22 protein-coding genes are annotated in these 25,122 nt (G+C 69.7%); 10 read left to right on the top strand and 12 right to left on the bottom strand.

Annotated features, from left to right (window positions below):
- Positions 1-84 precede the first annotated feature (84 nt).
- From ACTOWL_RS31525 to gcvA, 5 genes are all read right to left on the bottom strand, one after another.
- Positions 85-1,053 (bottom strand): ABC transporter permease, encoded by a 969-nt coding sequence (locus tag ACTOWL_RS31525; protein WP_441325249.1) that lies wholly within the window; start codon positions 1,051-1,053, stop codon positions 85-87.
- Positions 1,050-2,228, bottom strand: a complete 1,179-nt coding sequence (locus tag ACTOWL_RS31520) for an ABC transporter permease (protein WP_441325248.1) — start codon at positions 2,226-2,228, stop codon at positions 1,050-1,052. The genes ACTOWL_RS31525 and ACTOWL_RS31520 overlap by 4 nt, the downstream gene beginning before the upstream one ends.
- Positions 2,225-3,808, bottom strand: coding sequence for an ABC transporter ATP-binding protein (locus ACTOWL_RS31515; RefSeq protein WP_441325247.1), 1,584 nt, complete (start codon positions 3,806-3,808; stop codon positions 2,225-2,227). Before ACTOWL_RS31515 ends, ACTOWL_RS31520 begins: the two co-directional genes overlap by 4 nt.
- Positions 3,809-3,827: 19 nt before the next feature.
- Positions 3,828-4,823 carry a BMP family lipoprotein gene (locus ACTOWL_RS31510; RefSeq protein WP_441325246.1) on the bottom strand — a complete coding sequence of 332 codons (996 nt, stop codon included), beginning with the start codon at positions 4,821-4,823 and terminating at the stop codon, positions 3,828-3,830.
- A 356-nt stretch (positions 4,824-5,179) separates the two neighbouring features.
- Positions 5,180-6,130: a transcriptional regulator GcvA gene (gcvA, locus tag ACTOWL_RS31505; RefSeq protein ID WP_441325245.1), complete on the bottom strand. Its 951-nt coding sequence runs from the start codon at positions 6,128-6,130 to the stop codon at positions 5,180-5,182.
- A 147-nt stretch (positions 6,131-6,277) separates the two neighbouring features.
- On the opposite strand from gcvA, the gene ACTOWL_RS31500 reads away from it, so the two are divergent.
- Positions 6,278-6,490: a DUF1127 domain-containing protein gene (locus tag ACTOWL_RS31500; protein WP_441325244.1), complete on the top strand. Its 213-nt coding sequence runs from the start codon at positions 6,278-6,280 to the stop codon at positions 6,488-6,490.
- Between the two features lie 81 nt (positions 6,491-6,571).
- Here the strand turns inward: ACTOWL_RS31500 and ACTOWL_RS31495 are convergent, their stop codons facing one another.
- Positions 6,572-8,446 carry a hypothetical protein gene (locus ACTOWL_RS31495; RefSeq protein ID WP_441325243.1) on the bottom strand — a complete coding sequence of 625 codons (1,875 nt, stop codon included), beginning with the start codon at positions 8,444-8,446 and terminating at the stop codon, positions 6,572-6,574.
- A gap of 596 nt (positions 8,447-9,042) precedes the next feature.
- On the opposite strand from ACTOWL_RS31495, the gene trhA reads away from it, so the two are divergent.
- The 3 genes from trhA (at position 9,043) to ACTOWL_RS31480 (ending at position 11,302) form a co-directional block, all read left to right on the top strand.
- Entirely contained in the window at positions 9,043-9,699 is a 657-nt protein-coding gene (trhA, locus tag ACTOWL_RS31490) for a PAQR family membrane homeostasis protein TrhA (RefSeq protein ID WP_441325242.1), read from the top strand.
- Between the two features lie 69 nt (positions 9,700-9,768).
- Entirely contained in the window at positions 9,769-10,665 is an 897-nt protein-coding gene (locus ACTOWL_RS31485; RefSeq protein WP_441325241.1) for a serine hydrolase domain-containing protein, read from the top strand.
- Positions 10,666-10,735: 70 nt separating this feature from the next.
- Positions 10,736-11,302 carry a hypothetical protein gene (locus ACTOWL_RS31480; protein WP_441325240.1) on the top strand — a complete coding sequence of 189 codons (567 nt, stop codon included), beginning with the start codon at positions 10,736-10,738 and terminating at the stop codon, positions 11,300-11,302.
- A gap of 82 nt (positions 11,303-11,384) precedes the next feature.
- Here the strand turns inward: ACTOWL_RS31480 and ACTOWL_RS31475 are convergent, their stop codons facing one another.
- Complete coding sequence (locus ACTOWL_RS31475) at positions 11,385-12,323, bottom strand: S66 peptidase family protein (protein ID WP_441325239.1); 939 nt, start codon at positions 12,321-12,323, stop codon at positions 11,385-11,387.
- 196 nt (positions 12,324-12,519) lie between these two features.
- Between ACTOWL_RS31475 and ACTOWL_RS31470 the strand changes: the two genes are divergently transcribed.
- Together ACTOWL_RS31470 and ACTOWL_RS31465 are read left to right on the top strand one after the other, a co-directional pair.
- Positions 12,520-13,665 carry a hypothetical protein gene (locus tag ACTOWL_RS31470; protein ID WP_441325238.1) on the top strand — a complete coding sequence of 382 codons (1,146 nt, stop codon included), beginning with the start codon at positions 12,520-12,522 and terminating at the stop codon, positions 13,663-13,665.
- Positions 13,666-13,746: 81 nt separating this feature from the next.
- A complete protein-coding gene (locus ACTOWL_RS31465) occupies positions 13,747-14,823 on the top strand; it encodes a DUF2333 family protein (protein WP_441325237.1) in 1,077 nt (358 codons plus the stop codon).
- Between the two features lie 3 nt (positions 14,824-14,826).
- Here the strand turns inward: ACTOWL_RS31465 and ACTOWL_RS31460 are convergent, their stop codons facing one another.
- Together ACTOWL_RS31460 and ACTOWL_RS31455 are read right to left on the bottom strand one after the other, a co-directional pair.
- On the bottom strand, positions 14,827-15,720 hold the full coding sequence (locus ACTOWL_RS31460) for a dihydrodipicolinate synthase family protein (protein ID WP_441325236.1): 894 nt from the start codon (positions 15,718-15,720) through the stop codon (positions 14,827-14,829).
- 19 nt (positions 15,721-15,739) lie between these two features.
- Complete coding sequence (locus tag ACTOWL_RS31455; protein ID WP_441325235.1) at positions 15,740-16,822, bottom strand: FUSC family protein; 1,083 nt, start codon at positions 16,820-16,822, stop codon at positions 15,740-15,742.
- A 135-nt stretch (positions 16,823-16,957) separates the two neighbouring features.
- Between ACTOWL_RS31455 and ACTOWL_RS31450 the strand changes: the two genes are divergently transcribed.
- From ACTOWL_RS31450 to ACTOWL_RS31440, 3 genes are read left to right on the top strand one after another with little or no spacing between them, the layout of a single operon-like run.
- On the top strand, positions 16,958-18,097 hold the full coding sequence (locus tag ACTOWL_RS31450) for an ABC transporter substrate-binding protein (RefSeq protein ID WP_441325234.1): 1,140 nt from the start codon (positions 16,958-16,960) through the stop codon (positions 18,095-18,097).
- Between the two features lie 10 nt (positions 18,098-18,107).
- Complete coding sequence (locus tag ACTOWL_RS31445; RefSeq protein WP_441325233.1) at positions 18,108-19,190, top strand: FecCD family ABC transporter permease; 1,083 nt, start codon at positions 18,108-18,110, stop codon at positions 19,188-19,190.
- Positions 19,181-20,002, top strand: a complete 822-nt coding sequence (locus ACTOWL_RS31440; protein ID WP_441325232.1) for an ABC transporter ATP-binding protein — start codon at positions 19,181-19,183, stop codon at positions 20,000-20,002. The genes ACTOWL_RS31445 and ACTOWL_RS31440 overlap by 10 nt, the downstream gene beginning before the upstream one ends.
- Positions 20,003-20,055: 53 nt before the next feature.
- On the opposite strand, the gene ACTOWL_RS31435 is transcribed toward ACTOWL_RS31440, so the two are convergent.
- Together ACTOWL_RS31435 and ACTOWL_RS31430 are read right to left on the bottom strand one after the other, a co-directional pair.
- Positions 20,056-20,589: a carboxymuconolactone decarboxylase family protein gene (locus ACTOWL_RS31435; RefSeq protein ID WP_441325231.1), complete on the bottom strand. Its 534-nt coding sequence runs from the start codon at positions 20,587-20,589 to the stop codon at positions 20,056-20,058.
- A 74-nt stretch (positions 20,590-20,663) separates the two neighbouring features.
- Entirely contained in the window at positions 20,664-21,209 is a 546-nt protein-coding gene (locus tag ACTOWL_RS31430) for a peroxiredoxin (protein ID WP_441325230.1), read from the bottom strand.
- Between the two features lie 137 nt (positions 21,210-21,346).
- On the opposite strand from ACTOWL_RS31430, the gene ACTOWL_RS31425 reads away from it, so the two are divergent.
- Positions 21,347-22,306 (top strand): LysR substrate-binding domain-containing protein, encoded by a 960-nt coding sequence (locus ACTOWL_RS31425; protein WP_441325229.1) that lies wholly within the window; start codon positions 21,347-21,349, stop codon positions 22,304-22,306.
- Positions 22,307-22,331: 25 nt separating this feature from the next.
- On the opposite strand, the gene ACTOWL_RS31420 is transcribed toward ACTOWL_RS31425, so the two are convergent.
- On the bottom strand, positions 22,332-25,122 hold a 2,791-nt coding region (locus ACTOWL_RS31420; protein ID WP_441325228.1), incomplete at its 5' end, for a translocation/assembly module TamB domain-containing protein.

Here is a 25,122-nt window from a genome sequence, read left to right as displayed (position 1 = left end):
CCCGCATCCGGCAAGGGGCCGGCGAGGACAGGCGTCCTGCTGTGGTATCGCCGCATCGTGTCGCTTTTGCGATCCGGGGCGGGCTCACCGTTCCTTGACGTAGGGCACGCCGCTGGCCTTCGGTGCCGTCGCCCGGCCGATGAAGCCGGCCAGCAGGACCACCGTCAGGATATAGGGCAGCGCCTGGATGAACTGGACCGGGATCTCGCCGATGCCCGGGATGCGGGTGCCCTGCAGCCGTGCCTCGATCGCCTCCAGCATGCCGAACAGCAGGCAGGTGAACATCACCGGCCAGGGCTTCCACTTGGCGAAGATCAAGGCGGCGAGGGCCAGGTAGCCCTTGCCGGCGGTCATGTCGCGGCCGAAGGAGGCGTTCTGCGCCACCGACAGATAGGTGCCGGCCAGGCCGCACAGCACGCCGGTCAGCACCATCGCCTGGTAGCGCAGCGCCGTCACCGAGATGCCGGCGGTGTCGACCGCGGCCGGGTTCTCGCCGACCGCGCGCAGCCGCAGGCCGAAGCGGGTGCGGTAGACGATCCAGGCCGTCAGCGGCACCGCCAGGAAGGCGGCGTAGACCAGCACCGAATGGCCGGAGACCAGCTCGGACCAGATCGGCCCGATCACCGGCACCTCGCGCAGCGTGTCGGCCAGCGGCAGCACGATCTGCTGGAACCGGGCGTCGCCCTCCAGCGACGGGGTCTGGCCGCCGCGCTGGTACCAGGCGATGCCGAGCGTGACCGTCAGGCCCGAGGCCAGGATGTTGATGGCGAGGCCGGAGACCACCTGGTTGCCGCGATGGGTGATCGAGGCGTAGCCGTGCAGCAGGGCGAGCACGATCGAGACCACCACGCCCATGCCGAGCCCGGCCCAGGCCGAGCCGGAATAGGCGGCCATGGCGGCGGAGGCGAAGGCGGCGGCCAGCATCTTGCCCTCGAGCCCGATATCGACCAGCCCGGCGCGCTCGGCGAACAGGCCGGCCAGCGCGGCGAGCACCAGCGGCGTTGAGGTCCGCACCATGGCGTCGAGCAGGGCGATGACGTCGAGCAGGGTCATGAGCTTGCCCCCTTTGCCGCCTGCAGCGCTGGCGCGCGGCGCCGGAACAGCGCCTCGATCTTCGGCCGGAACAGGTTCTCCAGCGCGCCGGCGAACAGGATCACCAGACCCTGGATCACCACCACCATGTCGCGGGTGATCTCCGGCATGACGAAGCTGAGCTCGGTGCCGCCCTGGTACAGGGCGCCGAACAGCAGCGCCGCGAAGATGATGCCGAAGGGATGGTTGCGGCCCATCAGCGACACGGCGATGCCGACGAAGCCGGCGCCGGCGACGAAGTTGAGCAGCAGGCGCCGGTTGACGCCCATGATCTCGTTCAGGGCGATGAAGCCGGACAGGGCGCCGGAGATGCACATCGCCAGGATGATCACGCCGGCGACCGAGATGCCGCCATAGACGGCCGCGCGGGGGTTCAGCCCCACGGTTCGCAGCGCGTAGCCCCAGCGGGTCTTCCAGACGAAGATCCAGACGAAGACGCAGCAGGCCAGCGCCCACAGGAAGGACAGGTTCAGCGGCAGCCGCCGCAGCTTCACCCCGAACCAGCCCATCACATCGGTGATGGTCGGCAGCGTCGCGCTGGCGATGAAGGCCCGGCTCTCCGGCGACTGCTGGCCCGGCGCGATCAGCACATGCACCATCAGGTAGTTCATCAGCGAGAAGGCGATGAAGTTGAACATGATGGTGGTGATGACGATGTGGCTGCCGCGCCTGGCCTGCAGATAGGCCGGGATGAAGGCCCAGGCGGCGCCGAACAGCGCCGCGGCGACGATCGCCAGCGGCAGCACCAGGATGAAGGGCAGGAAGTCGAGATAGAGGCAGACCAGGCCGGCGCCGAGCCCGGCGACATAGGCCTGGCCCTCGGCGCCGATGTTGAACAGCCCGGCATGGAAGGCCACCGCCACGGCCAGGCCGGCGAAGATGAAGTTGGTGGTGTAGTAGAGCGTGTAGCTCCAGTTGGGGAAGGTGCCGAAGGCGCCCGTCACCAGCAGTTCCGCGGCTCGAACGGGGGTGTACAGATAGTCCGCCCCCGGCAGCGTGCCGTCGGCGTACTGGCCCCAGTAGATCAGCAGCACCACCAGCCCGGCGGCGACGAAGGCGAGGACCAGGTTGACCGCCGGGATCAGGGCAATCGACACCCAGCGCGGCACATCGGCCGGACGGCCGAAGGCGCTCATTCCGCCGCCTCCTGCTGGACGCCGGCCATCATCAGGCCCAGCGACTGCTCGGTGGCGCCGTCGGCCGCGACCTCGCCGACGATCATGCCGTCGAACATCACCAGGATGCGGTCGGCCAGCGAGCGGATCTCGTCGAGCTCGACCGACACCAGCAGGATCGCCTTGCCGCTGTCGCGCAGCGCCACCAGGCGGCGGTGGATCGCCTCGATCGCGCCGATGTCGACGCCGCGGGTCGGCTGGCCGACCAGCAGCACCTTCGGGTCGCGCTCGACCTCGCGGCCGACGATGATCTTCTGCTGGTTGCCGCCGGAGAAGTTGGCGGCCTTGAGATGCGGGTTCGGCGGCCGGACGTCGTAGTCGCGCATCAGCCGCTCGCACTGCGCCAGCACCTTGCGGCCGTCGGTCATCACTGCGCCGTTATAGGCCGGGTCGTCGTGATGGCCGAGGATCGAGCATTCCGCGGCGGTGAAGGCGGTGACCAGCCCCTCGCGATGCCGATCCTCCGGCACATGGCCGACGCCGAGGCCGCGCAGGGTCCTGGCGTCGACATGCGGCAGGGCCGACAGCGCGGTGCCGCCGACCACGATGTCGCCCTTGGCCGGCCGGACCATGCCGGCCAGGGCGGCCAGTAGCTCCGACTGGCCGTTGCCGGAGACGCCGGCGATGCCGACGATCTCGCCGGCCCTGAGGGCGAAGGACACGTCCTTGACCCGGCGCACGCCCTGGCCGTCGACGACGTCGAGGCCGCGCACCTCCATCAGCGTCTCGCCCGGCCGGGCCGGAGTCTTGTCGACCCGCAGCAGCACCTTGCGGCCGACCATCAGCTCGGCCAGCTGCTCGCGGCTGGTCTCCTTGGTGGCGACATTGGCGACGACGCGGCCCTGCCGCATCACCGTCACCGCGTCGGTGATCGCCATGATCTCGCGCAGCTTGTGGGTGATCAGGATCACCGTCTTGCCCTGCGCCCGCAGCGCCGCGAGGATGCGGAACAAATGGTCGGCCTCCTGCGGCGTCAGCACGCCGGTCGGCTCGTCCAGGATCAGGGTGTCGGCGCCGCGATACAGCGCCTTCAGGATCTCGACCCGCTGCTGCAGCCCGACCGGCAGGTCGCCGACCACGGCGTCGACCGGCACCTCCAGGGTGTATTCGCGCTCCAGCCGCTGCAGCTCCGCCCGCGCCCGGGCCTTGCCGCCGGCCAGCAGCGCGCCGCCCTCGGCGCCGAGGATCACGTTCTCCAGCACGGTGAACGGCTCCACCAGCATGAAGTGCTGGTGCACCATGCCGATGCCGGCCGCGATCGCGTCGCTGGAGGAGGTGATGCGCTGCGGCCGGCCGTTGACCAGGATCTCGCCGCTGTCGGCCTCGTAGAAGCCGTACAGGATCGACATCAGGGTCGACTTGCCGGCGCCGTTCTCGCCGATGATGCCATGGATCGTGCCGGGGGCGATCGTCAGCGACACGTCCTGGTTGGCCTTGACCGGGCCGAAGCTCTTGCTGATGCCGCGCAATTCGATCGCCGGCGGCGCCCCTGCAGGGGCGCCGCCAACCGTCGCGGCGCGGGTCACGCCATCCTTGTCCATTGCGGATCGGACGCCGCTGTTACATCGGGCAGGAATTGTTGGTGCGGTAGTCCACCACCGGGATCGAGCCGTCGATGATGCCCTTGGCTGCGGCGTCGACCTTGGTCTTCATCTCCGGCGTGATCAGCTTGGCGTTGTTGTCGTCCTGAGCCCAGCCCACGCCGTCCTCCTTGAGGCCGAGGACCTTGATTCCCGGCTTGAAGGTGCCGTCCTGCGCCGTCTTGAACACCTCGTAGGCGGCGACGTCGACGCGCTTCAGCATCGAGGTCAGGACCGAGCCGGGATGCAGGTGGTTCTGGTTGCTGTCGACGCCGATCGACAGCTTCTTGGCGTCGGCCGCTGCCTGCAGCACGCCCAGGCCGGTGGCGCCCGCCGCGGCATAGACCACGTCGGCGCCGCGGTCGAACTGGCTGCGCGCCAGCTCGCCGCCCTTGGTCGGGTCGTTCCAGGCGGCCGGGGTGGTGCCGGTCATGTTCTCCAGCACCTTGCCGCTGGGATTGGCGTAGTGCACGCCCTGGACGTAGCCGCAGCCGAAGGCGCGGATCAGCGGGATGTCCATGCCGCCGACGAAGCCGACCGTGCCGGTCTTCGAGGCCAGCGCCGCCAGCACGCCGACCAGGAAGGAGCCTTCCTGCTCCTTGAACACGATCGACTGGACGTTCGGCTTCTCGACCACCGCGTCGATGATCGCGAACTTCACGTCCGGGAATTCCTCGGCCACGATCTCCAGCGCCGGGGCCTGGGCGAAGCCGACGGCGATGACGACGTTGGCGCCGTTCTCGGCCATGCGCCGCAGCGCCTGCTCGCGCTGGGACTCGTTGGTGACCTCGAACTCGGCGATCTTCACGCCGGTCTCGTCGGACCACTTCTTCGAGCCGTTGTAGATGCCTTCGTTGAAGGAGCGGTCGAACTTGCCGCCCATGTCGAAGACCACTGCCGGCTTCACCTCGGCGGCGAAGGCAGCCCCGGCCACGAGCGCCGTGGTGAGGGCGAGGGCGGAGAGAAGGTTTTTCATTGTTGGAAGACGCTCCCTGTCGAACCAAGAGTCAGAACATATCTGCCATGCGCATGGGGCGCCAGCGCCGCGAGGGGCCGGAGGCCGGGGCATGGGTCGAGGATATGGAGCAGGCCGGCCGCACCGGCGTCGGATGCCGTCGTCATCATCTCTCCCAGGGGCTCGATCCCGGACATCCAGCCGGGAGACGACGAACCGCAAGCCTCGCATGGCGCCGTGACCGGCTTCCCCGTGCCCTCGGCGCCGCCTCTCCTGGAATGGAACCGTAACGAAATCCTGACCAAACGGTCAAAGCAAATTTTGCGTTGAAAATCAGTATTAATATCGGACAAAAGGCCTATCGGTGGGGACTGTGCTCAACCGCCGAGCGCCGGGGCAGGCGCCGCGGCGTCGGGCGCGGTCGGGTCATCGGCCGCCGTGGCGACCAGCCAGTCGCGGAAGGCGCGGACTCCTGGCCGGTCGATGGCGTCGGTCCGGCACAGGAAATGGTAGGCGTAGTCGGCCACCTGGATGTCCGGGAACGGGCGGATCAGCCGGCCACGGACCAGGTCGTCGGCCATGATCGAGCTGCGGCCGAGCGCCACCCCTTCGCCGGCGGCGGCGGCCTCCAGCATCATGTGGCTGTCGCTGTAGCGCGGCCCGCGGCGGTGGTCGATGTCGTCGAGCCCGAAATGCAGCAGCCAGTGCTGCCAGGTGACCCAGGGCTCGTCATCCCCGGTCAGCACGTCGTGGATCAGGATGTGGCGGCGCAGGTCCTCGGGCCGCAGCAGCGGGTGCGGCCCGTCCAGCAGCTGCGGGCTGCACACCGGGAATACCGCGTCGTTGAGGAAGCGCTCGACATGCAGCCCGGGCCAGCCGCCGCGGCCGTAGCGCAGGGCGATGTCGACCCGCTCGCCGCGGAAATCCACCGCCTGATGCTGGGCCCGGACCTCGATCTCGAGGCCGGGGTTGAGCCGGCGGAAGCCGGCCAGGCGCGGCAGCAGCCAGCGCACGGCGAAGGAGGGCAGAACGGTGACCGACAGCACGGTCTGGACGTCGTCGACCCGGACCCGCGCCACCGCCTCGGCCAGGCGGTCGAAGCCGCGGGTCAGCTGTGGCGCCAGGATCCGGGCCTGCTCGGTCAGCACCAGCCCGCGCGGCAGCCGCTGGAACAAGGCGACGCCGAGATGCGCCTCCAGCGCCTTGACCTGATGGCTCACCGCGGCGGGGGTGACCGCGAGCTCGTCGGCCGCATCGACGAAGCTGAGGTGCCGGGCGGCCGCCTCGAAGGCGCGGAGGGCATTGAGCGGAGGCAGGCGGCGCGCCATCGGATCGGCCCGGTCGAGCGATAGATTTTCTAAGCCGTAGCACGAGAAAGCCTCGTTTGTCGAAACGAGAACGAAGGCACAACTATCAGGGCGAGGCGGATGCTTCCCCTGCGGGGCCAGCCGACCTCGTAAGCAAGGAGAACCGTCATGTCCGCCACTGGAATCCAGCTCACCGCCACTCGGACCGACCTCGCCGCCCGCGGCGTGGTCCTGCGCCTGGTCGACCGGCTTCTGGACTGGCAGGACCGCGAGCGTCAGCGCCGCCACCTGTCCAGCCTCGACGATCATGTCCTGGCCGATGTCGGCCTGAGCCACAGCGATGTCGAGGAAGAGATCCGCAAGCCGGTCTGGCGCGCCTGACCTCGATCGGCGGCCCTGGGTGCTCCCCGCCCAGGGCCGCTCACGCCGGGCAGTCCCGGCGACCCGCTTTTCCGCAGCCTGCTACAGCTTGATGATCTGCAGGCCGCCCGTCCCTGTGAACACGAACAGGCGACGGCCCGGCATCACCCGCAGCCGGCGAGCCTCGGCCGGAAGCTGATATCGATTCAGCAAGGTCGGCTGGCGCGGATTGCGGACATCGACCTCCTCGACATTCCCGTCCGTCGCGACGAACACCGATCCGGAGCCGAGCGCGATCGCTCGGTCACCCTGGCTGGCCGCGTAGAACCCGACGCGGAGCGGCCGGCTCGGCTGGCTCACATCCAGGATGTGCAGGCCGCTCGAGCATCGCAGATGGACGGTCCTGGCATCGTCGCTGAGGGCCAGGTCGCTCGCGAACGCGCAATCGTCGCTGTAGCGTCCGATCTCGCTGATCTGTGAGGGATTGCCGACATCGAAGATGCGCAAGCCCCCCGGAGGGCCTCCCGCGGCGTCCGGCGCGGTGGCCGCAAAGAGGAACCTTCCAGCCAGCTTGAGCCGCTCGACCCGGGTGTCCACCGGAACCGCATCCCGCACCACCGGACGGGCCGGGTTCGACACGTCGACGGACGTGACCGAGCCCCCGTTCGTGGCCGTGCCGAGATAGACGTGCCGGCCCTTCCCCGCGATCGCGGAGGAGAATTCGGCGGGCAGGCGCCCCAGCTCGCGCGGCGACGACGGATTGCTGAGATCGACCACGATCAGCCCATAGCCCCAGGCCGCCAGATAGGCCCGCCTGCCATCGACCGACATGTCCTCGAACGCACGGGCCTGCTTGGCCTTCGGCAGGTCGGCGTCGAACCTTCCCGTCGGCGTGAGATCATCGTCGTTGGCCGCGCTCAGCCCATAGACGTTCTGCAGCAGGACCAGGCTGCGGTCGATGACGGCCGCGTCCATGACATCGGCGCCGCCAAGGGTGTCGACGACGCTGGCCAGGCGGGGGGATGCCGTCTTGCCCGTGTCGAATAGAGCCAGCTGATCGGTGGTGGTGGCCACCCATCCGAACTGGCCCTGCACGGTGGTCGTTTCAGCGGCGAAGGCATTGGCGAAGTCGGCGCGGCCGACCCGGCGGACCGGCAGGCGCAGGCTCCAGACGCTGACGCCGGAGGCCCCGAAGCCATAGGCCTTGTCGCCGGCGACGAAGCCGTTGAACAGGGCTTCGCCCGGCGCCGCGCTGCCCCACAGCAGCGGCGGACCGCCCCAGGGCGGCAGGTAGTACAGATTGACGCTCAGCCCGAACCCGACCGCGAGCGGCCAGGCGAACTGCAGGCGGAAATTCTCGAACCCGTCCAGATTCTGACTGGTCACCTTCTTGGGAAAATTCTTCCGGCTGTTGTCGAACACCTGCAGCAGGGTGTCGCCGATCATCGTCCGGCCGGACGTGAAGATGCGGCCGCCGGCGATGCCGACCACATCGGCGGGGCCGCCCTCGACCACCCGGATGGCTCTGGGATAGAGCGGATCGGCCAGGGAGTGGACGACCAGGCCTCGTTCGTTGTCGAACGCATAGAGGAAATCCCCGTCGATCGAGATCGCCGAGATGTCTTCGGCCGCTGCGTTCTTCCGCAGGGTGCCGCCGTCGACCAGCCGCGGACGCCCCGGATCGAGGAGGGAATAGATCGCCAGGCCGGATGTGCCGTTCTGTCGCCGCCAGCCGGCGTAAAGATATCGGCCCCGCGACGCGATCGAGGTGATGACGCCGGCGAGCGGCTGCCGGCGCGTGTCGCCGGCCAGCCGGGGCGCCTCCGGAATCCGGTAGTCCCAGGCCGTGACGGTGGACCCGGCCGGCAGATAGACGAAGTCGCCCTGCTTGAGGGGGACGCCGATCTGGCCGCCATAGGCCGTTTGATTGGCCCGCGTCGCCAGGTCCTGCGAATGGGCCAGGCCCGCGCCGGACATCGCGAGGGCTAGCGCCAGCGCGATCTGTCTTGAATACCGAAGTGTCGTCTGCCGGACGCGCTCCGATAATCTCGTCGTTGCAGATGTTCTCACGACCGACTCCTTTTGATTGGGTTGGTTTTTTGGTACGTCTCCGAGGGCATGGTTTGCGTCGTCGATCCGATCTCAGGACGGAAGCGACGACATCCCGGTCTTTCCCGGACGAAATCTCAACGGGAGGCGGGCGAACTCACGCAGGACATGCTGCACGATCGACGCAGGCATGGATGCAAGTTCGCCTCCCTTGGATTATTCGATCTCGGAAACATCGAAGTCTATGGATCTGGCGGCGAAATGCCGATCCTCAGATTCGGATCTGGATTTCACCATTACAAATGAAACGAAATCTGACAAGAGGATTTGACAGATCAATATGAGCGGTCGCTGGTGGTCTATTCAATATTGTTCAAAATTAGATTCTTTTATTGTAAATCATGACACTTGTTTTGGCGTATTCGACAGCCTGCCGCGGGGCAGGGGCTCGCCGTGACGATCGACGCGTCTCATGGAGGATCGCGCCGCCTGGCGGCAGCCGGATCCGATGCTAGATTGATCCCATGACCGAAGGGATCGCCACGCACACCGAGACCCTGGCCGAAGAGATCGCCAACGCCGTCACCCACGGCATCGGCGCCGCCCTCGCCGTGGCCGGGCTGGTGGTGCTGCTGGTCCTCGCCGGCCTGCATGGCGGCGCGCTCGAGATCGTCAGCCTGGCGATCTATGGCGCGACTTTGGTGCTGACCTATGTCGCCTCCACCCTGCTGCATGCGGCGCGCTCGCCCCGCTTCAAGCATGCCTGCAACCTGCTCGACCACGCCTCGATCTACCTGCTGATCGCCGGCACCTACACGCCGTTCCTGCTGCTCGGCCTGCGCGGCGCCTGGGGCTGGGCGCTGTTCGCGGTGATCTGGGCCCTGGCCGTCGCCGGCGTGGTGCTGCGCCTGGCCTGGCGCCGCTACAGCCGGCGCGTGGCGGTGCCGCTGTATCTCGGCATGGGCTGGCTGATCCTGGTCGCGATCGGCCCGGTCTGGTCGTCGCTCGGCGGCGCCGCGGTCGGCTGGATCCTGGCCGGCGGCCTCGCCTACACCGCCGGCATCGCCTTCTATGTCTGGGACCGGCTGCCCTTCAACCACATGGTCTGGCACCTCTTCGTGCTGGCCGGCAGCGCCCTGCATTTCGCCGGGATCATGATCACCGTCGTGCCGCGCGGCTGACCGCGCGGGGACCGCGTTCGGCTGCGGGCAGCCGTTGACCTGCCGGGTTCCGGCCTCGATTGTTGCCGTATGCAGAACCGCTCGGTCTACTCGGCCTGGATCATATCCGACGGTAGTGTGAACTCCGCCGGGGCGGCATCTGCTGTGTTTCCGTGGTGGAGCTTCACCAAGACCGTGATCGCGATCGGCGCGCTCCGCCTGGTCGACCAGGGTCGGCTCGACCTGGATGCCGTCATGCCGGGGAAGCCGTACACGCTCCGGCAACTCCTGCAACATCGCGCCGGGGTCCCGGACTACTACCGACTGAGGGCATACCAAGACGCCGTCGCCCGGAACGATGCCGCATGGTCCCGCGATCGCCTTCTGAGCACTGTTGGCGCCGATCGCCTCAGCTTTCAGCCCGGGGCAGGCTGGGCCTACAGCAACGTCGGCTATATGTTCGTCCGCGAGATCATCGAGGGCGCAACGGGCCTTCCCTTGGGAGCGGCCCTTGAGAAGTTGGTGTTCGGTCCGTTGGGGGTGCGGTCGGTCCGGCTTGCGACGGCGCCCTTGGACTTCGCCGACGTGTTCTGGCCGGATCTGAGGGGCTATGACCCGCGATGGGCCTATCATGGCTGCCTCATCGGCACTCCGATGGATGCGGCGGCGGTGCTGAACGCCCTGTTCCGCGGACAGATTCTGACGTCTGATTCCTTGGGCTCGATGTTGCAGCGGCATGATCTCGGCGGGGCGGTGCCAGGGCGCCCTTGGACTGCTTGCGGCTACGGTCTGGGGCTGATGTCGGGGCGAATGGGGGTTGTCGGCAGGGCCATCGGCCACACCGGGGGCGGGCCGCACAGCACCAACGCCGTCTACCACTTCCCTGACCTCGCCGTCCCAGTCACGGTGGCAACCTTCATCCACGGCGAAGACCAGGGCGCCGCAGAAGGCGAAGCGGTCGCCACTGCCTTGCGGCTGGCCCGGTGACCGCAACCGGCCTCTCCGATCAATCGGGGGACAGCAACAATGCCCGGCCTGAAGCTCGGCGGAGGCTGCCTTGTCCGTGATGCCGGACGTGGTGACGCACAACTACGATCCGGGAGGGCTCTTTCTCGGGAACGTCTGCGATCTGCCTCCCGTGGAGGCCGAACAGGTTCTTGATCGGATCAGAACCTCCGGTCGCCGGCAGATCAAGCCGATCTATCTTCGCAAGCGGCTCGAGACGGAAGCCTGGCTCATGGCGGAGCGCCGCCGTCTGCTCGGGACCACGCGCCGGGAGAGACCGATCTACTTCTTCCTCGGGCACTTCGCGGACGGCAAGGACCCTTCGCGTCCCTGTTCCCTCGTGATGCCGCTCGATGCGCTGCCGGAGGATGTCGTGACCTTCACGTTTCCGGACAGCATGGCCAGCCTTTCGATCGCGACCTGCGATGACCATCGCGACGAGCGCCGGCCCTATCACGGCCGGGTATTCTCGTTGAGCCAGATCATGGAGGTGGTCGCGGAATTCGGGGTGCCGGATGCAAGCTGGAGCCAGGATCACCGCAGGCGGTTCGATCGCTACGTCGAAGTTCAGGTCTGGGACGAGCGGCCGGTCACCCAATTTCTGCGCGGGCCACGCTGATCGTTCCGCACGCCGCCCGTCGGGCCGCTGCCGAGTCGGGGCCCGCTGTCGAGTCCAGGCGACACGGCCTGCCGGCTTCCGGCTATCGCTTGACGATCAGCGTCCGGGCCGCCGTGTCGAGGACTGCCATCGAGCCGATCGGGACCGACAACGGGTTTTTCCCATGGCCCAACGGCAGCCCGCCGAGAATGGGGACATCGAGCTGTCCGAGATGGTCGCGGAGCAGATCGATGATCGTGATGCCGCCGCCCGGATTGAACTTCGTGAATTGCCCCACCGCGATTCCCCTCACGCCGGCCAGGTGCCCGCCCTTGCGGAGCATCGTCAGCTCTCTGTCCACCTGGCCGAGATGCATCTCGACCGCCTCGATGAGCAGGATCGCCCCGCTCAGATCGGGCAAAGCCCAGCCGGCGGCGGTTGCGATCATGTCGAGATTCCCTCCGATCAAGCGACCTGAGGCCGTTCCCTCGGTCGTCAGAGCGGATGTCGGCTCGTCCTCTCGGGAAGAGATCACGACATCGTCGGACGTCATCAGAACTCTCTGCAGAGATGAGCGCGTCTCCTCAGGAATTCGCCCTTCCTCGTCATCCGCGTAAAGTGCGCCGTGGATGCCGATCACCCGGCAGCTCTTCCATAGGCTGAGATGAAGAATGGTGATGTCACTGAAGCCTATGAGCAGCTTCGGATCATTTCTGGCGGCCTCGAAGTCCAGTCGATCCGCGATGCGGTAGGATCCCTTGCCTCCACGCGTCGCGACGATGGCGCGGACGGCAGGGTCGCGCAGTGCCGCATTGAGGTCGGCCAGGCGCTCGTCGTCGGTACCGGCGAGATAGGAAAATTTCCGGAAGGCATTCTCGCCGAAGTCGACCCTCAGTCCCCAGCTCTCCAGCACGTCGCGAGCCAGGAACACCCGTTCTCGATCCGGTGTGCTCGCGGGCGACACGAAGCGGACTTTGTCCCCGACTCGCAACGTTGGCTGCAGGATTGCCATCTCGTCCCGACGGTGGAGCGCTGATTCCATGGCGACCATTGTCGCACGGAGGGGACCGGCGGCCAGGACATCCGGCTCCTCCCCGGCCGGAGGCACGGCCTGACATATGCTTTGCGATGGGAATCCGATCGGCAGGAGGCCTGGCAAGTCGGCGCGCCCGGCATGGCGACCCTGGGCGGATGCGGTTTCGCTTGACGATTTGTTCCTATTTTGTTCTAATGGATGAATGGTCGATGATGCCATCAGGGCCGGGACTCCTTCTGCCGCGTCGCCGGCCACGGAGGCGGACAAGCGGGAGACCGAGGTGCTGTCCGGGCTGACGAAGCTCGCTTTGGAGATGGCCCGGGCCTTCCAGGCCCAGGGTGTTGCCGCCCTGGCATCCGGCGATGTCGACCGCGCCGGCAAGGCCGTGGCCGGCTTCAACCACCTCTTCCTCGGCATCCGCCGCGCCTTGGCGCTCAAGGCCAGGCTGCGCCGGCTGCGGCAGGAGGAGCAGGCCACGGATGAGGACGCCCGGGACGCCGCCATGCTGTCCGAGCTGATGGAGCTCGCGCTGGAGCTGGCCCGCGGCGTCCAGGCCGAGGGCGTCGCCGCCCTCGCGGCCGGCGATCTCGACCGCGCCGGGACTGCGGAGACCCGCTTCAGCGGCCTGTTCCTCGGCATCCGCCGCGCCATCGCGCTCCAGGCCAGGCTGCGACAGCAGCGGCAGGAGGCGCAGCGCGAGGCCGAATGTCGGCGGCAGGACCGGCAGGACGAGACGAACGGCCGACGCCACGCCGTCGCCCAGGGAGTCACCCGCGCCATCGCCGTCGCCCCCGGCATCGACACCGAAGCCAGGGAGCAGCTGACCACCGATCTCTGGGACCGGCTGGCCGGGGACGAGCGCATCGATGCCGACCTCGCCGACACCGCCTTGCCGATCGAAGCCCTGATCGCCAGCCTGTGCCGGGCCCTCGGCCTCCCGCCGCCCCCTCCGGCCGGCGGGCCTGCGGCCGGCGGATCTGCGGCCGGCAGGTCTGCCGCCGCGGCGAAAGCCGGGCCTCCGGCCGCCGGCCCGAACGGCCAGGCCTCCGGCCCGGCCCGGCACCGCGCCGCTTCCAACCTCTGTCGCATCATCCCGGCCGATGATGCCGGCAGGCCCGAGAGCGAGCGCTGCAGCCACGGCATCGCCACCGGCGAGGTCTTCGACCGGAACCGGGAGCCCGTCTCGACGCCGTCCGATCCGGCGCCGTCCCGCGGCCGGCGCCGATGGACCGACGCCGAGTGGGCCGGACGCCGCCGTGAGACCGCGCGCGACGTCCGATGGCGCCGCTTGCGGAGGCTCGCCCCAGATCCACCGGCACGGCTGAACCGCCGCGGCGCCGTCGGCTGACGCGGCAACGACGCAGGGGCTGGCACGGAACCGCCGCCATCGCCATTCTGTCTTCCGGGACCGACAGGGCGTGAGGCGCGAGTGAGCAGACAGCCGGACGACATCTTCCAGGAGGATCTCGGTCCCGCGCCGGCCCGGCGCGGCTGGGCTGCGCGGCTGGGCGGGCTGTTCCGGCGCCGGGCGGCCCCAGGCACGCCGCCGCCCGCGACGCCGCCCGCACCGCCGCCGGCCGGCGGCCGGCGCTGGTCCCGCATGATCGGCCTGGGCCTCGGCGGGCTGGTGGTGCTGTTCGTGCTCTACATGGCGGTCGGCGCCTTCATCGTGCACGACATCGACGACGACCCGGACTTCGCCGCGGCCGCGCCGGTCGCGAACAGCAGCCAGGCGGTCGAGATCGCGGCCGCGCTGATCGAGCGCGAGACCGGCGGCACCCATGGCTGGACGGCGAACGATCCGTTCTTCATGCCGGGCTGGCTGCTCGACAACATGCCGAACTACCAGCAGGGCATCATCTACGCCCTGTCGCGCTTCACCGCCGAGATGGGCGACCAGATCGGTCGGTCGCGTGGCTCGTCGCAGGTGGATCCGGATCTCGACCGTGCCACCGGCCTGCTGCGCTATCCCGGCACGATCTGGCTGTTCGACCTCAACACCTCCTGGGCGCCGACGGCGTCGTCGGATTCGCAGTACCGCGCCGCCGCCCGGGCGCTGCGCAGCTACAACCAGCGGGTCGCCGCCGGCTCCGCGCCGTTCGAGCGCCGGGCCGACAACCTGCTGCAGACGATCGACCGCTTCGCCGCCGATCTCGGCTCGCAATCCTCGGTGATCGCCGACCATATCGAGGCGAGCCGCGGCTGGCTGATCGACACCCAGGCGGATGACATCTTCTATGCCACCAAGGGCCGGCTCTACGCCTATTTCCTGGTGCTGCGCGCCCTCGGCCGCGACTTCGAAGGGGTGATCGCCCAGTCCGGCGCGACCAAGATCTGGGACGAGATGGTCGACAACCTGCGCGAGGCGGCGGAGCTGCGGCCGCTGGTGGTGATGAACGGCCGCGCCGACGCCATGTTCCAGCCCAACCACCTGGCGGTGCAGGGCTTCTTCCTGCTGCGCGCCCGCACCCAGATGCGCGAGCTGTCGAACGTGCTGCGGAACTGACGCTCAGCCCTGGCGCCCGAAAGCCCCCAGCGCCGCGGCATGCCGGGCCACCAGGTCCAGGCCGAACTCGGTCGGGCGCAGCGCCGGGGCCCGGTCGTGCACCGTCAGGCCCGCCCGGGCGGCGAACAGGCGCTTGCCGTAGCAGATCAGCGTCTCGATCGACTGCATGACGAAGACGATCGACGGCGCCACCCGGGCATAGGCCGCGGCGGCCGCCGCCTCGTCGCCGGCCTCGTGCAGCCGCTGGATCGCCACCGCATGGTCGACCACGTCCGGCGCCAGCAGGAAGCCGCTGCAGCCGGCGCGCAGGCTGTCGATCATCTCCAGCCCGCCGCGGCCGTTGAACACCCGCAGCCGGCCTTCGGTCGTGGCGATCAGCCGCTCGATCTCGACGGCCGACCCCTCCGCCTTGATCAGCGTCATGTTGGCGTGGCGCCGCATCAGCCGGGCGACGTCGTCGGCGGACAGGCCAAGGCCGAGATATTGCGGCGCGTTCTGGATCGCCACCGGCAGCGCCGTCGCCTCCATCACCCGGCTGAAGAAGTCGAGATACTCGCCGGCGCCGTAGCTGCCGGCGGCCGGCGGCTGCAGGATCAGCCAGCCGGCCCCGGCGGCCTCGGCGGCGCGGACCATCGCCACCTGCTCCGCCACCGACAACCCGAAGATGGTGAAGCCGACCGGCACCCGGCCGCCGACATCCTCGGCCACCCAGTCCATCACCGCCCGGCGCTCGTCGAAGCCCAGCTTCGCCACCTCGGTGGCCAGGCCCAGCGCGGCGATGCCGGCGACCCCGGCCTCCAGGCACGCCTCCGTCTGCCGGCGCATGGCGGCGCGGTCCAGCCGCTCCTCGGCGTCGAAGAAGGCATAGAGGATGGCGTGAATGCCGGATGCGGTCATGGCGGCTCTCTCCCCGATCTCAATCCGCCGTCAGCGGCGCCGGCGCCTCGCCGGCCTGCTCGCGCAGCCGCTCGGCCAGGTCGGCGAGATTGTCGCGGAGCTGGGCGAAGGTGAAGGCCAAGGCGAAGGCCTGGCCGAATTCGCGGCCGTCCAGCCCGTCGCCGCCGGTGCCACGCAGGGCGTCGACGCTGCTCTGCAGCGCCGCGACCGCCTGGTCCAGCGCGCTGCCTTCGCCCGGCGCGGCCTTCGCCTCCAGCGACGCGGCCAGCGAGGTCATCCGCTTCTTCGCCGCCGTCACCGCCTGGTCCAGCGTCGCCCCCAGCGCGGTCTGCAATGCTGGCGACAGCGGGCTCTGGGCGGCACGGTTCAGGATGATCTCGCTGTACCACAGGCGGCGGATGGTGCGGATGATCGGCGCCGGGTCGAGATGCTCCGGCATCGCGCCGGGCCGCTCGCGCCGCGCCTCGTCCAGCTGGCCGTCGCCCTTTCGCAGCAGCGTGCGGATGCGCTGATTGAGCGGGGTCGGATCCGCCGCCGACCCGGCCAGCCGCCCGGCGATCAAGGTCAGCAGCGCGGCGCATTGGCCGAGGAGCTCGGCGGCGGTGTCGCGCAGATGGTCGCGGGCCCGGGACGGCAGGATCAGCAGGGCGGCCAGCACCCCGACCACGGTGCCCAGGCCGATCTCCGCCACCCGCTGGAAGGCGGCGCCCAGCGGGTCGGCATGGCTGGGGTCGGACAGCATGACGATCGCCGCGGTGACCGCGCCCAGGCGCAGGTTGGGCCGGCGGGCGGCGATATAGACGGTGACCAGCATGACCACCAGCAGCACCGCGCCGGTGCCCAGCACCGACGGGCCGGACAGCACCGCGCCGATCACCCCGGCCACGGCGCCCAACGCGGTGCCGAGCAGCCGGTCGATGGTTGCGCTCAGCGTGGCGCCGAGCGTGGCCTGCAGCACGATCACCGCGGTCAGCACCGACCAGTAGCCCTTGGGCAGGCCGAAGGCCTCGGCCAGGGCATAGGCGGCGACGGCCGCGATCGCGCCCCGCACCGCCTGGCGGACATGGATCGGATCGGGACGGAGGGAGGACAGCTGAATCACGGCGACTCCGGGGCTGCGGCAACAGCATGCCAGAGGCGTCGCTTCGCTGCAGCCTCGCCGGGAGTGATTGAAAGCCACTCGCAATCGCAATCCCTGCGTGATACCCCAACCCTGGTTGCGGAAGAGGGTGCGGCGATGGGCGCGATGATGCGGATCCTGGCGGCGGCGGTGCTCAGCCTCTGCGCCGGCGCGGCGCTGGCGGCGGAGGACAAGGTCTCGGTCAACGACCTGGCCGGCCGCACGGTCGAGGTGCCGAAGCATGTCGAGCGCATCCTGCTCGGCGAGGGGCGGCAGATCTACATCGTCGCCGCGCTGGACCGCGAGAACCCGATCGGCCGCATCGCCGGCTGGAAGGACGAGTTCGAGCGCTCCGACCTCGACACCTACAGGCTGTACCAGGCGCGGTTCCCCGGCATCGATGCCATCCCCGACATCGGCGATCCGGAGGAGGGCACCTTCAACGCCGAGCAGGCGATCGCGCTGAAGCCCGACGTGCTGTTCCTGCTGCTGGGCCAGAAGCAGGCGGCCGAGGAATCCGGGCTGATCAAGACGCTCGAGGGCGCCGGCATCGCCACGGTCTTCATCGACTTCCGCGACGAGCCCTTCACCAACACCGAGCCCAGCGTCCGGCTGTTCGGCCAGATCCTCGGCCGGCAGGACCGGGCCGAGGCGTTCATCGCCTTCTACCGCCAGCAGCTGGACCTGGTGCTGGACCGGCTGGCCAAGGCGGGCGCGCCGAGCCCGAAGGTGATGATCGAGCGCGCCGCCGGCACCGGCTGGGGCGCCGAATGCTGCGCCACCTTCGGCACCGAGAATTTCGGCCGCATGGTGCGGATGGCCGGCGGCACCAACATCGCCGCCGACCTGATCCCCGGCGCCTTCGGCGTCTTGAACCCGGAGCAGGTGACGGTCGCCAACCCGGACGTCGTCATCATCACCGGCGCCAACTGGTCGAAATTCGTGCCCGATGGCGGCTGGGTCGGGCTCGGCCCCGATGCCGACCAGGCGGCAGCGAAGCAGCGGCTGGCGGCGCTGGTGGCGCGCCCGGCCTATACCGGCGTCAAGGCGGTGGCCGACGGCCGCGTCCACGCCATCTGGCACCAGTTCTACGACAGCCCGTACCAGTTCGTCGGGGTGCAGCAGCTCGCCAAATGGCTGCACCCGGAGCTGTTCGCCGACCTCGACCCGGAGGCGACGTTCCGCACCCTGCACGAGCGCTTCCTGCCGATCCCGTACCGGCCCGGCTACTGGGTCTCGCTGAGCCCGGCGGGCTGAAAGGTATCGCATGGCGGACCGCGCCGGCCCGACCCCGATCGAAACCCATCTGCGCGCCGGCCGCGCCGCCTATCGCGGCCTGGCCCGGCGCAAGCTGCTGCTGCTCGCCACCCTGGCCGCGGCGCTGCTGGTCAGCCTGGTGCTCGACATCGGCATCGGCCCGGCGCGCTACGGCGTCGGCGAGGTGGTGTCGGCGCTGGTCTCGCCCTCGACCGTGCCGGCGACGCTGCGGGTGGTGATCTGGGACATCCGCCTGCCGGTGGCGCTGATGGCCGTGATCGTCGGCGCCGCTTTGGCGGTGGCCGGCGCCCAGATGCAGACCGTGCTGAACAACCCGCTGGCCGACCCCTTCACCCTCGGCATCTCCGCCGCCGCCAGCTTCGGCGCGGCGCTGGCCATCGTCCTCGGCGTGGCGCTGATCCCGGCCCTGACCGACATCATGGTGCCGGTCAACGCCTTCCTGATGGCGCTGGCGGCGTCGCTGGGGCTGCATGTGATGAGCCAGCGCCGCGGCGTGACCATGGAGACGGTGGTGCTGCTGGGCATCGCCATCGTCTTCACCTTCAACGCCCTGCTGTCGCTGCTGCAATATGTGGCGTCGGAGCAGGCGCTGGCCGCGGTGGTGTTCTGGACCATGGGCAGCCTGGGCAAGGCCACCTGGGGCAAGCTCGCGGTCACCGCCGGGGTGCTGGTGGTGCTGCTGCCGCTGATGGCGCGCCGGGCCTGGCAGCTGACGGCGCTGCGCCTGGGCGAGGACAAGGCCCGCAGCTTCGGCATCGATGTCCGCCGGCTGCGGCTGGAGACGGTCCTGGCGGTCAGCCTGCTGGCCTCGGTGCCGGTCGCCTTCGTCGGCACCATCGGCTTCGTCGGCCTGGTCGGGCCGCACATCGCCCGCATGCTGATCGGCGAGGACCAGCGCTTCTTCCTGCCGGCCTCGGCCCTGGCCGGGGCGCTGATGCTGTCGGCCACCTCGATCGTGTCGAAGTCGATCGTGCCGGGCGTAATCTTCCCGATCGGCGTGATCACCGCCCTGGTCGGCGTGCCCTTCTTCTTCAGCCTGATCCTGGCCAGCCGGCGCCGCGCATGGCAGTGAATCCCGTCACCCTGGAACTGCGCGACGTCTCGGTCGCCTATGGCCGCCGGGCGGTGCTGCACGGCATCACCACCCCGGTAATGGCGGGCGGCGAGGTCACCGCGGTGATCGGGCCGAACGCGGTCGGCAAGTCCAGCCTGTTCCGCCGCATCGCCGGGCTGATCGGCGGCCCTGGCGAGGTGCGGATCGACGGCCGCCCCGCCGCCGGCTGGGAGGCGAGCGACCCGAGCCGGCCCTGCCACCTGCCGCAGGAGGCGGCGGTGAACGCCGTCCTCACCGTGCTCGAATCCGTGCTGCTGGCGCGCAAGAGCAGCGCCGGCTGGCGCGTCGACGACAGCGATCTCGACGCCGTTACCCGCACCCTTTCGCTGCTCGAGATCGACGACCTCGCCATGCGCAACCTGGGCGAGCTCAGCGGCGGGCAGAAGCAGCTGGTGTCGATCGCCCAGGCGCTGGTGCGCGATCCGCGCATCCTGTTGATGGACGAACCGACCAGCGCGCTCGACCTGCAGCGCCAGGTCGAGGTGCTGACCCTGGTCCGCGACCTCGCCCGCAGCCGGGGCTTGTGCGTGCTGATCGCGCTGCACGATCTGAACCAGGCGGTGCGCTTCACCGACCGGGTGCTGGTGCTGAAGGAGGGCCGGGTCGCCGCCTGCGGCGAGCCGCGCACCGTGGTCACCGCCGCGATGCTGCGCGATGTCTACGGCGTCGAGGCGCGGGTCGAGACCTGCTCCGACGGCATGCCGATGGTGCTGGCCGACCGCTCGATCCGCCGCCGCCGCATCGCGGTGGACCGGCTGGCCGCCGAATAGCAAAAGGCCCGCCACCGGGGCGGGCCTGCTCTCTCGCCGGAGCGGCGCGGGCGTCAGGCGGCCAGCTTCTCCTCGGCGTCCAGCGTGGCGGCCACGGCGTGGATTACCGCAGCGATGCGGATCACGGCCTGGACCACGTCCTTGCCGACGCCCTTCTTGGCGACGACCTGCTCATGGCTGTCCATGCACATGCCGCAGCCGTTGATCGCCGACACCGCCAGCGAATACAGCTCGAAATCCACCTGGTCGACGCCCGGGTTGGCGATCGCGTTCATGCGCAGCCGGGCCGGCATGGTCGCGTAGTCCTTCTCGGACACCAGATGGGTGAAGCGGTAGTAGATGTTGTTCATGCCCATGATCGCCGCTGCGGTCTTGGCCGCGCCCTGTGCCTCGGGCGACAGGTGCTGCGCCGCCTCGGCCGCGATCGCCTTGATCACGGTGGCGTTGCGCGAGACCAGGGCGCTGGCCAGGGCCGAGCCCCAGATCTGCTGGGCGGTCACGCCGGGCGGGGTCAGGACCGAGGACAGGTTGAGCTTCAGATCCTTGGCGTAGTCGGGAAGGGCGGCCTTCAGCGTGTCGATCGACATGGGGGCTCCGGCGGGACTTGGAAAAGACGATGGCCGGCCCGCAGGGGGCCGGCCGGAGAGGACGGGACGCCGGATCAGGCGGCCTGCAGGGTCTCCTCGCCCTTCTGCCAGTTGCAGGGGCACAGCTCGTCGGTCTGCAGCGCGTCAAGGACGCGCAGGACCTCGTGCGGGTTGCGGCCGACCGACATGTCGTTGACCGAGACGAAGCGGATGATGTTCTCCGGGTCGACGATGAAGGTGGCGCGCAGGCACACTTCCTCGTTCTTCTCGAGGATGCCGAGCGAGCGGCTCAGGTCCTTGCGGATGTCGGCCAGCATCGGGATCGGCAGGTCCTTCAGGTCGGTGTGGTTCTGGCGCCAGGCCAGGTGCACGAACTCGCTGTCGGTCGACACGCCGTAGGTCAGCGCGTCACGGTCGGCGAAGTCGCCGGCCAGCTTGCCGAACGCCGCGATCTCGGTCGGGCAGACGAAGGTGAAGTCCTTCGGCCAGAAGAACACGATCTTCCACTTGCCCTTGCTGGCGGCGCGGTCGATCTGGGTGAAGGCGTCCTTCGGGTTGGTCGAGACGACCGCCTGGAGCGAGAAATCCGGGAAAATGTCGCCAATGGTCAGCATGGGCATCGAGAGGCTCCGTGGGATCTTTGGTGGGATTTTTGTGTGCGGCGCAACAGGGTTGATACCGCAGTGCAGCAAGGAGATAGCAAGCCGGAGTCCCACAATCAAATCGATTGTTCCGACAATTATGATAGCTTGAGCCTATGAACCAACCGATCACCCTGCGGCAGCTCCGCTATGTCGTCGCGGTTGCCGACATCCGCCATTTCGGCCGGGCCGCGGCCGCCTGCCATGTCAGCCAGCCCTCGCTCAGCGCCCAGGTCCAGGCGCTGGAGGAGATGCTGGGCGGGCCGCTGTTCGAGCGGTCGAAGCGGCGGATCATCCTGACCCCCTTGGGCGACGCGGTGGTCGCCCGGGCGCGGCGGATCTTGGCGGAGACGCAGGACCTGCTGCTCGCCGCCCGCGACCAGGCGGCGCCGCTGGCCGGCGACTTTCGGCTCGGCGTGATCCCGACGCTCGGGCCCTATCTGCTGCCGCGGCTGATGCGCACGCTGCGCCGCACCTATCCGGACCTGCGCCTCTATCTGCGCGAGGACCTGACCGACCGGCTGGTCGAGCGGCTGCGCCGCGGCGAGCTGGAGGCGGCGCTGCTGGCCCTGCCGGCCGAGGACCCGAAGCTGGACTCGCTGCCGGTGTTCGACGAGCCCTTCCTGCTGGCAGTGCCGACCGGCCACCGCCTGGCCCGCGCCAACCGGGTGACGCCGGCCGACCTGTCGGGCGAGCATCTGCTGCTGCTGGAGGACGGGCACTGCCTGCGCGACCAGGCGCTGGAGGTGTGCCGCAGCGCGGCGCGAACCGAGGAGGATTCGTTCGGCGCCACCAGCCTGTCGACCCTGCGCGAGATGGTGGCCGGGCGGATCGGCATCACCCTGCTGCCGGCCCTGGCCTGCACCGCGTCGACCACGGCCGACAGCGACATCGCGGTCAGGCCCTTCGATGCGCCGCAGCCGTCGCGCCGGATCGGGCTGGTGTGGCGCCGGGGCGCCGCACGGCGGGGCGAGATCGAGATGCTGGCCGAGTTCCTGCGCCAGCACCTGCCGGAAGGCGCGGTGGCGATCCCGCAGGACGACAACGAGGCGCCGGACCGGAGAGCCGCCGGCTGACGGCCGCGAGCGAGTCGCGCTGCCGTCAGTAGTCCCACTCCATGGTCACGCCGACGCCGCCGCCGCTGTCGCCGCCGGCCTCGGCCTTGCCCTTGATGTTGTCGGTGATGTCGATGGTGACCGTGGCCCGGGTGCTGCCGGCGTCGATGCCTTGTTCCACCCCGACCCGGACACCCTTGGTGAGATAGCGGCCGAGGCCGATCGCCGAGCCGCCGGAGGCGTCGGTGTTGAAGTCGAGCTGGTCGAGGCCGAGCGACTTCTGGATGCCGCCGAGCAGGCCGGTGCCGCCGCCCCCGACACCCGCCATTTCCGCTGCCGCCTGGGCCAGCTGGATCGCCTGGGTCGGGCTGAGCTGGCCGGTGGCCTGGCCGAACAGCAGGCGCGACAGCACCTCGTCCTGCGGCAGGTCGGGCGACGAGCTCAGCGTGAGCTGGGGCTTCGAGGCATAGCCGCCGATCTCGATATTGGCGGTGACGTCGCCGGCCCGGGTCGAGGCCAGGAAGTCCAGCCGCGGATCCAGCGTCCCGCCGTCGAAGCTGAGATTGCCGTGCTCGAAGTCCAGGCGCTGGCCGAACTTCGAGATCTGGCCGCGCCGCATCTTGAAGTTGCCCTCGATGTCGGGGGTGGTGGTCGTGCCAGTGATCTGGAGCTGGCCCTGCATCTCCGCGTCGATGCCCTGGCCGCGGACATAGAACTGGTTCGGCGAGTCGACGGTGATCTCGAGCCGGATCTGCGATGGCGGCTTCTGTGGCTGGTTCCGGCTCCGGTTCCGGCTCGGCGGCGTCGCCGTGTTGAGGGCAATGCCCTCGGCCTTCATCCGGGCCGCGACCTGCGGCGGCACATTGATCTGGCGCACCGGGATCGGCGTCACCGAAACCGGGAAGGTGTCGGGGATCTGGATGACGGCGTTGCGGATCTTGATCGAGCCCTGGAGCAGCGCATCGGCCGACAGGTCGCCGGACATGGTCAGGTCGCTGTCGGCATGGACGGTCGCCAGCTCGCTGGAGACCAGCAGCGCGTTGCTGGTCTGGATCCGGATATCGACCGGCAGGCTGCCGCGCGGGCCCAGGGTGACGCTGCCGCCGCCGCTGATGGTGCCGCCACCCGGCGTCTTGGCCGACAGGCTGGTCAGGCGGAAGCTGTCGCCGGCACCGGTCACCGTGGCGTCGATATTCTGCAGCCGGACACCGTATTCCGAGTTCTGATAGCTGCCGTTGCGCAGGGTGACTGTGCCGGAAGCCTGCGGCCTGTCCGGCGTGCCCTCGATCCTCACGTCGAGCGACAGCGGGCCGCCGATGCGGTCGGCGCCGGCGCCCAGGAAGTCGTTGAACATCGCCAGGTCGACCTGGCCCTTGGCCGAGGCCGAAAGCGGCCCGCCGCCCAGCGGCACCGCGGCCTGCAGGTCGAGCCGGGCGCGCCCGGCGGTGACCCGGCTGGTGACGTTGATCCGCTGCCCGCCCAGTGTGCCGTCGGCGGTGGCGTCGATCGCAGGCAGGCCGGCGGTGTTCAGCCCGCCCATCCTGGCGCCCGAGATCTTCAGCGAGAACTTGCCGCCGGGGTCGGCGGCGCTGCCGGTGATGGTGGCCTCGCCGTTCAACTGCCCCTGCAGCGCGAGGCCGGGGCTGGCGATCGACGCCAGGCCGAGCGGCAGCCCGGCGATGCGGGCGCGCAGGTCCAGCGCGTCACCCGCCTTGCCCGACAGGGTGACGCTGCCGCCGCCGACCGCGAGGGCGATGGTGCCGAGGTCGACGCCGGTGGCGCCGGCGCGGATGGTGGCCGGCCTCGACAGGGTGACCGACTGGCCGGATTGGCGGATCGCCAGGCTCTTCAGCCCGACAACGGTCTCGTCGCCGTTCAGGCCGATATCGGCGGCCATGTCGGCGGTGCCGTAGCCGGTCGCGGCCTGCAGCTTCAGCGCCAGCTGCTGCATCGTGCCGGCGACGGTCAGCTCGGCCCGGCTGATCGGGGTGCCGCTGGCGGTGGCGTTGGTGACCAGCAGCCGGCCGTCCTGGATGCGCCTTCCGTCCGCCATCGGGTCGAGCACGGTGCCGGTCAGCCGGATCTCGCCGAGCTGGGCCTGGTCGGCATAGGCGACGCGCCGGGCGGTCAGGTCGATCTTGGCGCCGGCCGCGGGGTCGAGCGTCAGGGTGGCGTCGAGCTGGCCGCGCAGCGCCTGGCCGATGAAGGCGCCGACGACGCCGAGATCGGCCACGGCCAGGCGGATGGTGCCGCCGACCGGCTTGCCGTCGGCCGCCACCGCGGCGTTGCCGTCGGCCTTGATGCCGGCGACGTCCAGCACCAGCGTGCTGACATCGATGCCGCCATCCGGCTTCTGGGCCAGCACGATGTCGCCGGTGGCCGGCTTGCCGTCGACCGTGCCGGCCAGCTTGACCGTGCCGGCGGGGGCGGCGGGCAGGCCGGCGGCGTCGATGTCGACGGTCAGGTGCTCGACCGTATGGCCGGCGGTCTTTACCCCCTCGGCCACCACCTGGCCCTTGACGCCGAGCGCGCCGATGGTGCCGGACAGGGTGGCGTCGACCGACACCGCGCCCTCGACCCCGGGCGACACCGCGGCGAGCGAGCCGAGCGCCGCCTTGACCGTGCCCTGGATCACGTCGCCATCCAGCGTCCCGGCGGCGTCGAGCGAGGCCTTCTCGCCCTTCACGCTGATGCCGGAGACGGTGATCTTGCCGCCGGCGTCGAAGAACGGCACGATGCCGATCGTGTCGGTGATCTTGTAGCGCAGCTCCAGGCTGCCGATGATCGAGCTGAGGCCCCCGGTCGGGTTGTCGTTCTTATCCAGCGGGCCGATGCTC

Origin of the sequence: Inquilinus sp. CA228 (genome assembly GCF_052078665.1) — a bacterium.
Taxonomy (GTDB): Bacteria; Pseudomonadota; Alphaproteobacteria; order DSM-16000; family Inquilinaceae; genus Inquilinus.
This window is presented reverse-complemented; position numbering and strand designations above follow the sequence as displayed.

Bases quoted from the DNA above. Each gene is read 5' to 3' on its own strand.
- ACTOWL_RS31430 (WP_441325230.1), bottom strand. From the start codon at position 21,209: ATGCCCATGCTGACCATTGGCGACATTTTCCCGGATTTCTCGCTCCAG.
- ACTOWL_RS31460 (WP_441325236.1), bottom strand. From the start codon at position 15,720: ATGACCGCATCCGGCATTCACGCCATCCTCTATGCCTTCTTCGACGCC.
- ACTOWL_RS31475 (WP_441325239.1), bottom strand. From the start codon at position 12,323: ATGGAATCAGCGCTCCACCGTCGGGACGAGATGGCAATCCTGCAGCCA.
- ACTOWL_RS31525 (WP_441325249.1), bottom strand. From the start codon at position 1,053: ATGACCCTGCTCGACGTCATCGCCCTGCTCGACGCCATGGTGCGGACC.
- ACTOWL_RS31495 (WP_441325243.1), bottom strand. From the start codon at position 8,446: ATGTCCGGCGCGGGCCTGGCCCATTCGCAGGACCTGGCGACGCGGGCC.
- trhA (WP_441325242.1), top strand. From the start codon at position 9,043: ATGACCGAAGGGATCGCCACGCACACCGAGACCCTGGCCGAAGAGATC.
- ACTOWL_RS31470 (WP_441325238.1), top strand. From the start codon at position 12,520: ATGGTCGATGATGCCATCAGGGCCGGGACTCCTTCTGCCGCGTCGCCG.
- ACTOWL_RS31485 (WP_441325241.1), top strand. From the start codon at position 9,769: ATGCAGAACCGCTCGGTCTACTCGGCCTGGATCATATCCGACGGTAGT.
- ACTOWL_RS31520 (WP_441325248.1), bottom strand. From the start codon at position 2,228: ATGAGCGCCTTCGGCCGTCCGGCCGATGTGCCGCGCTGGGTGTCGATT.
- ACTOWL_RS31515 (WP_441325247.1), bottom strand. From the start codon at position 3,808: ATGGACAAGGATGGCGTGACCCGCGCCGCGACGGTTGGCGGCGCCCCT.
- ACTOWL_RS31440 (WP_441325232.1), top strand. From the start codon at position 19,181: ATGGCAGTGAATCCCGTCACCCTGGAACTGCGCGACGTCTCGGTCGCC.
- gcvA (WP_441325245.1), bottom strand. From the start codon at position 6,130: ATGGCGCGCCGCCTGCCTCCGCTCAATGCCCTCCGCGCCTTCGAGGCG.
- ACTOWL_RS31445 (WP_441325233.1), top strand. From the start codon at position 18,108: ATGGCGGACCGCGCCGGCCCGACCCCGATCGAAACCCATCTGCGCGCC.
- ACTOWL_RS31510 (WP_441325246.1), bottom strand. From the start codon at position 4,823: ATGAAAAACCTTCTCTCCGCCCTCGCCCTCACCACGGCGCTCGTGGCC.
- ACTOWL_RS31435 (WP_441325231.1), bottom strand. From the start codon at position 20,589: ATGTCGATCGACACGCTGAAGGCCGCCCTTCCCGACTACGCCAAGGAT.
- ACTOWL_RS31425 (WP_441325229.1), top strand. From the start codon at position 21,347: ATGAACCAACCGATCACCCTGCGGCAGCTCCGCTATGTCGTCGCGGTT.
- ACTOWL_RS31500 (WP_441325244.1), top strand. From the start codon at position 6,278: ATGTCCGCCACTGGAATCCAGCTCACCGCCACTCGGACCGACCTCGCC.
- ACTOWL_RS31450 (WP_441325234.1), top strand. From the start codon at position 16,958: ATGGGCGCGATGATGCGGATCCTGGCGGCGGCGGTGCTCAGCCTCTGC.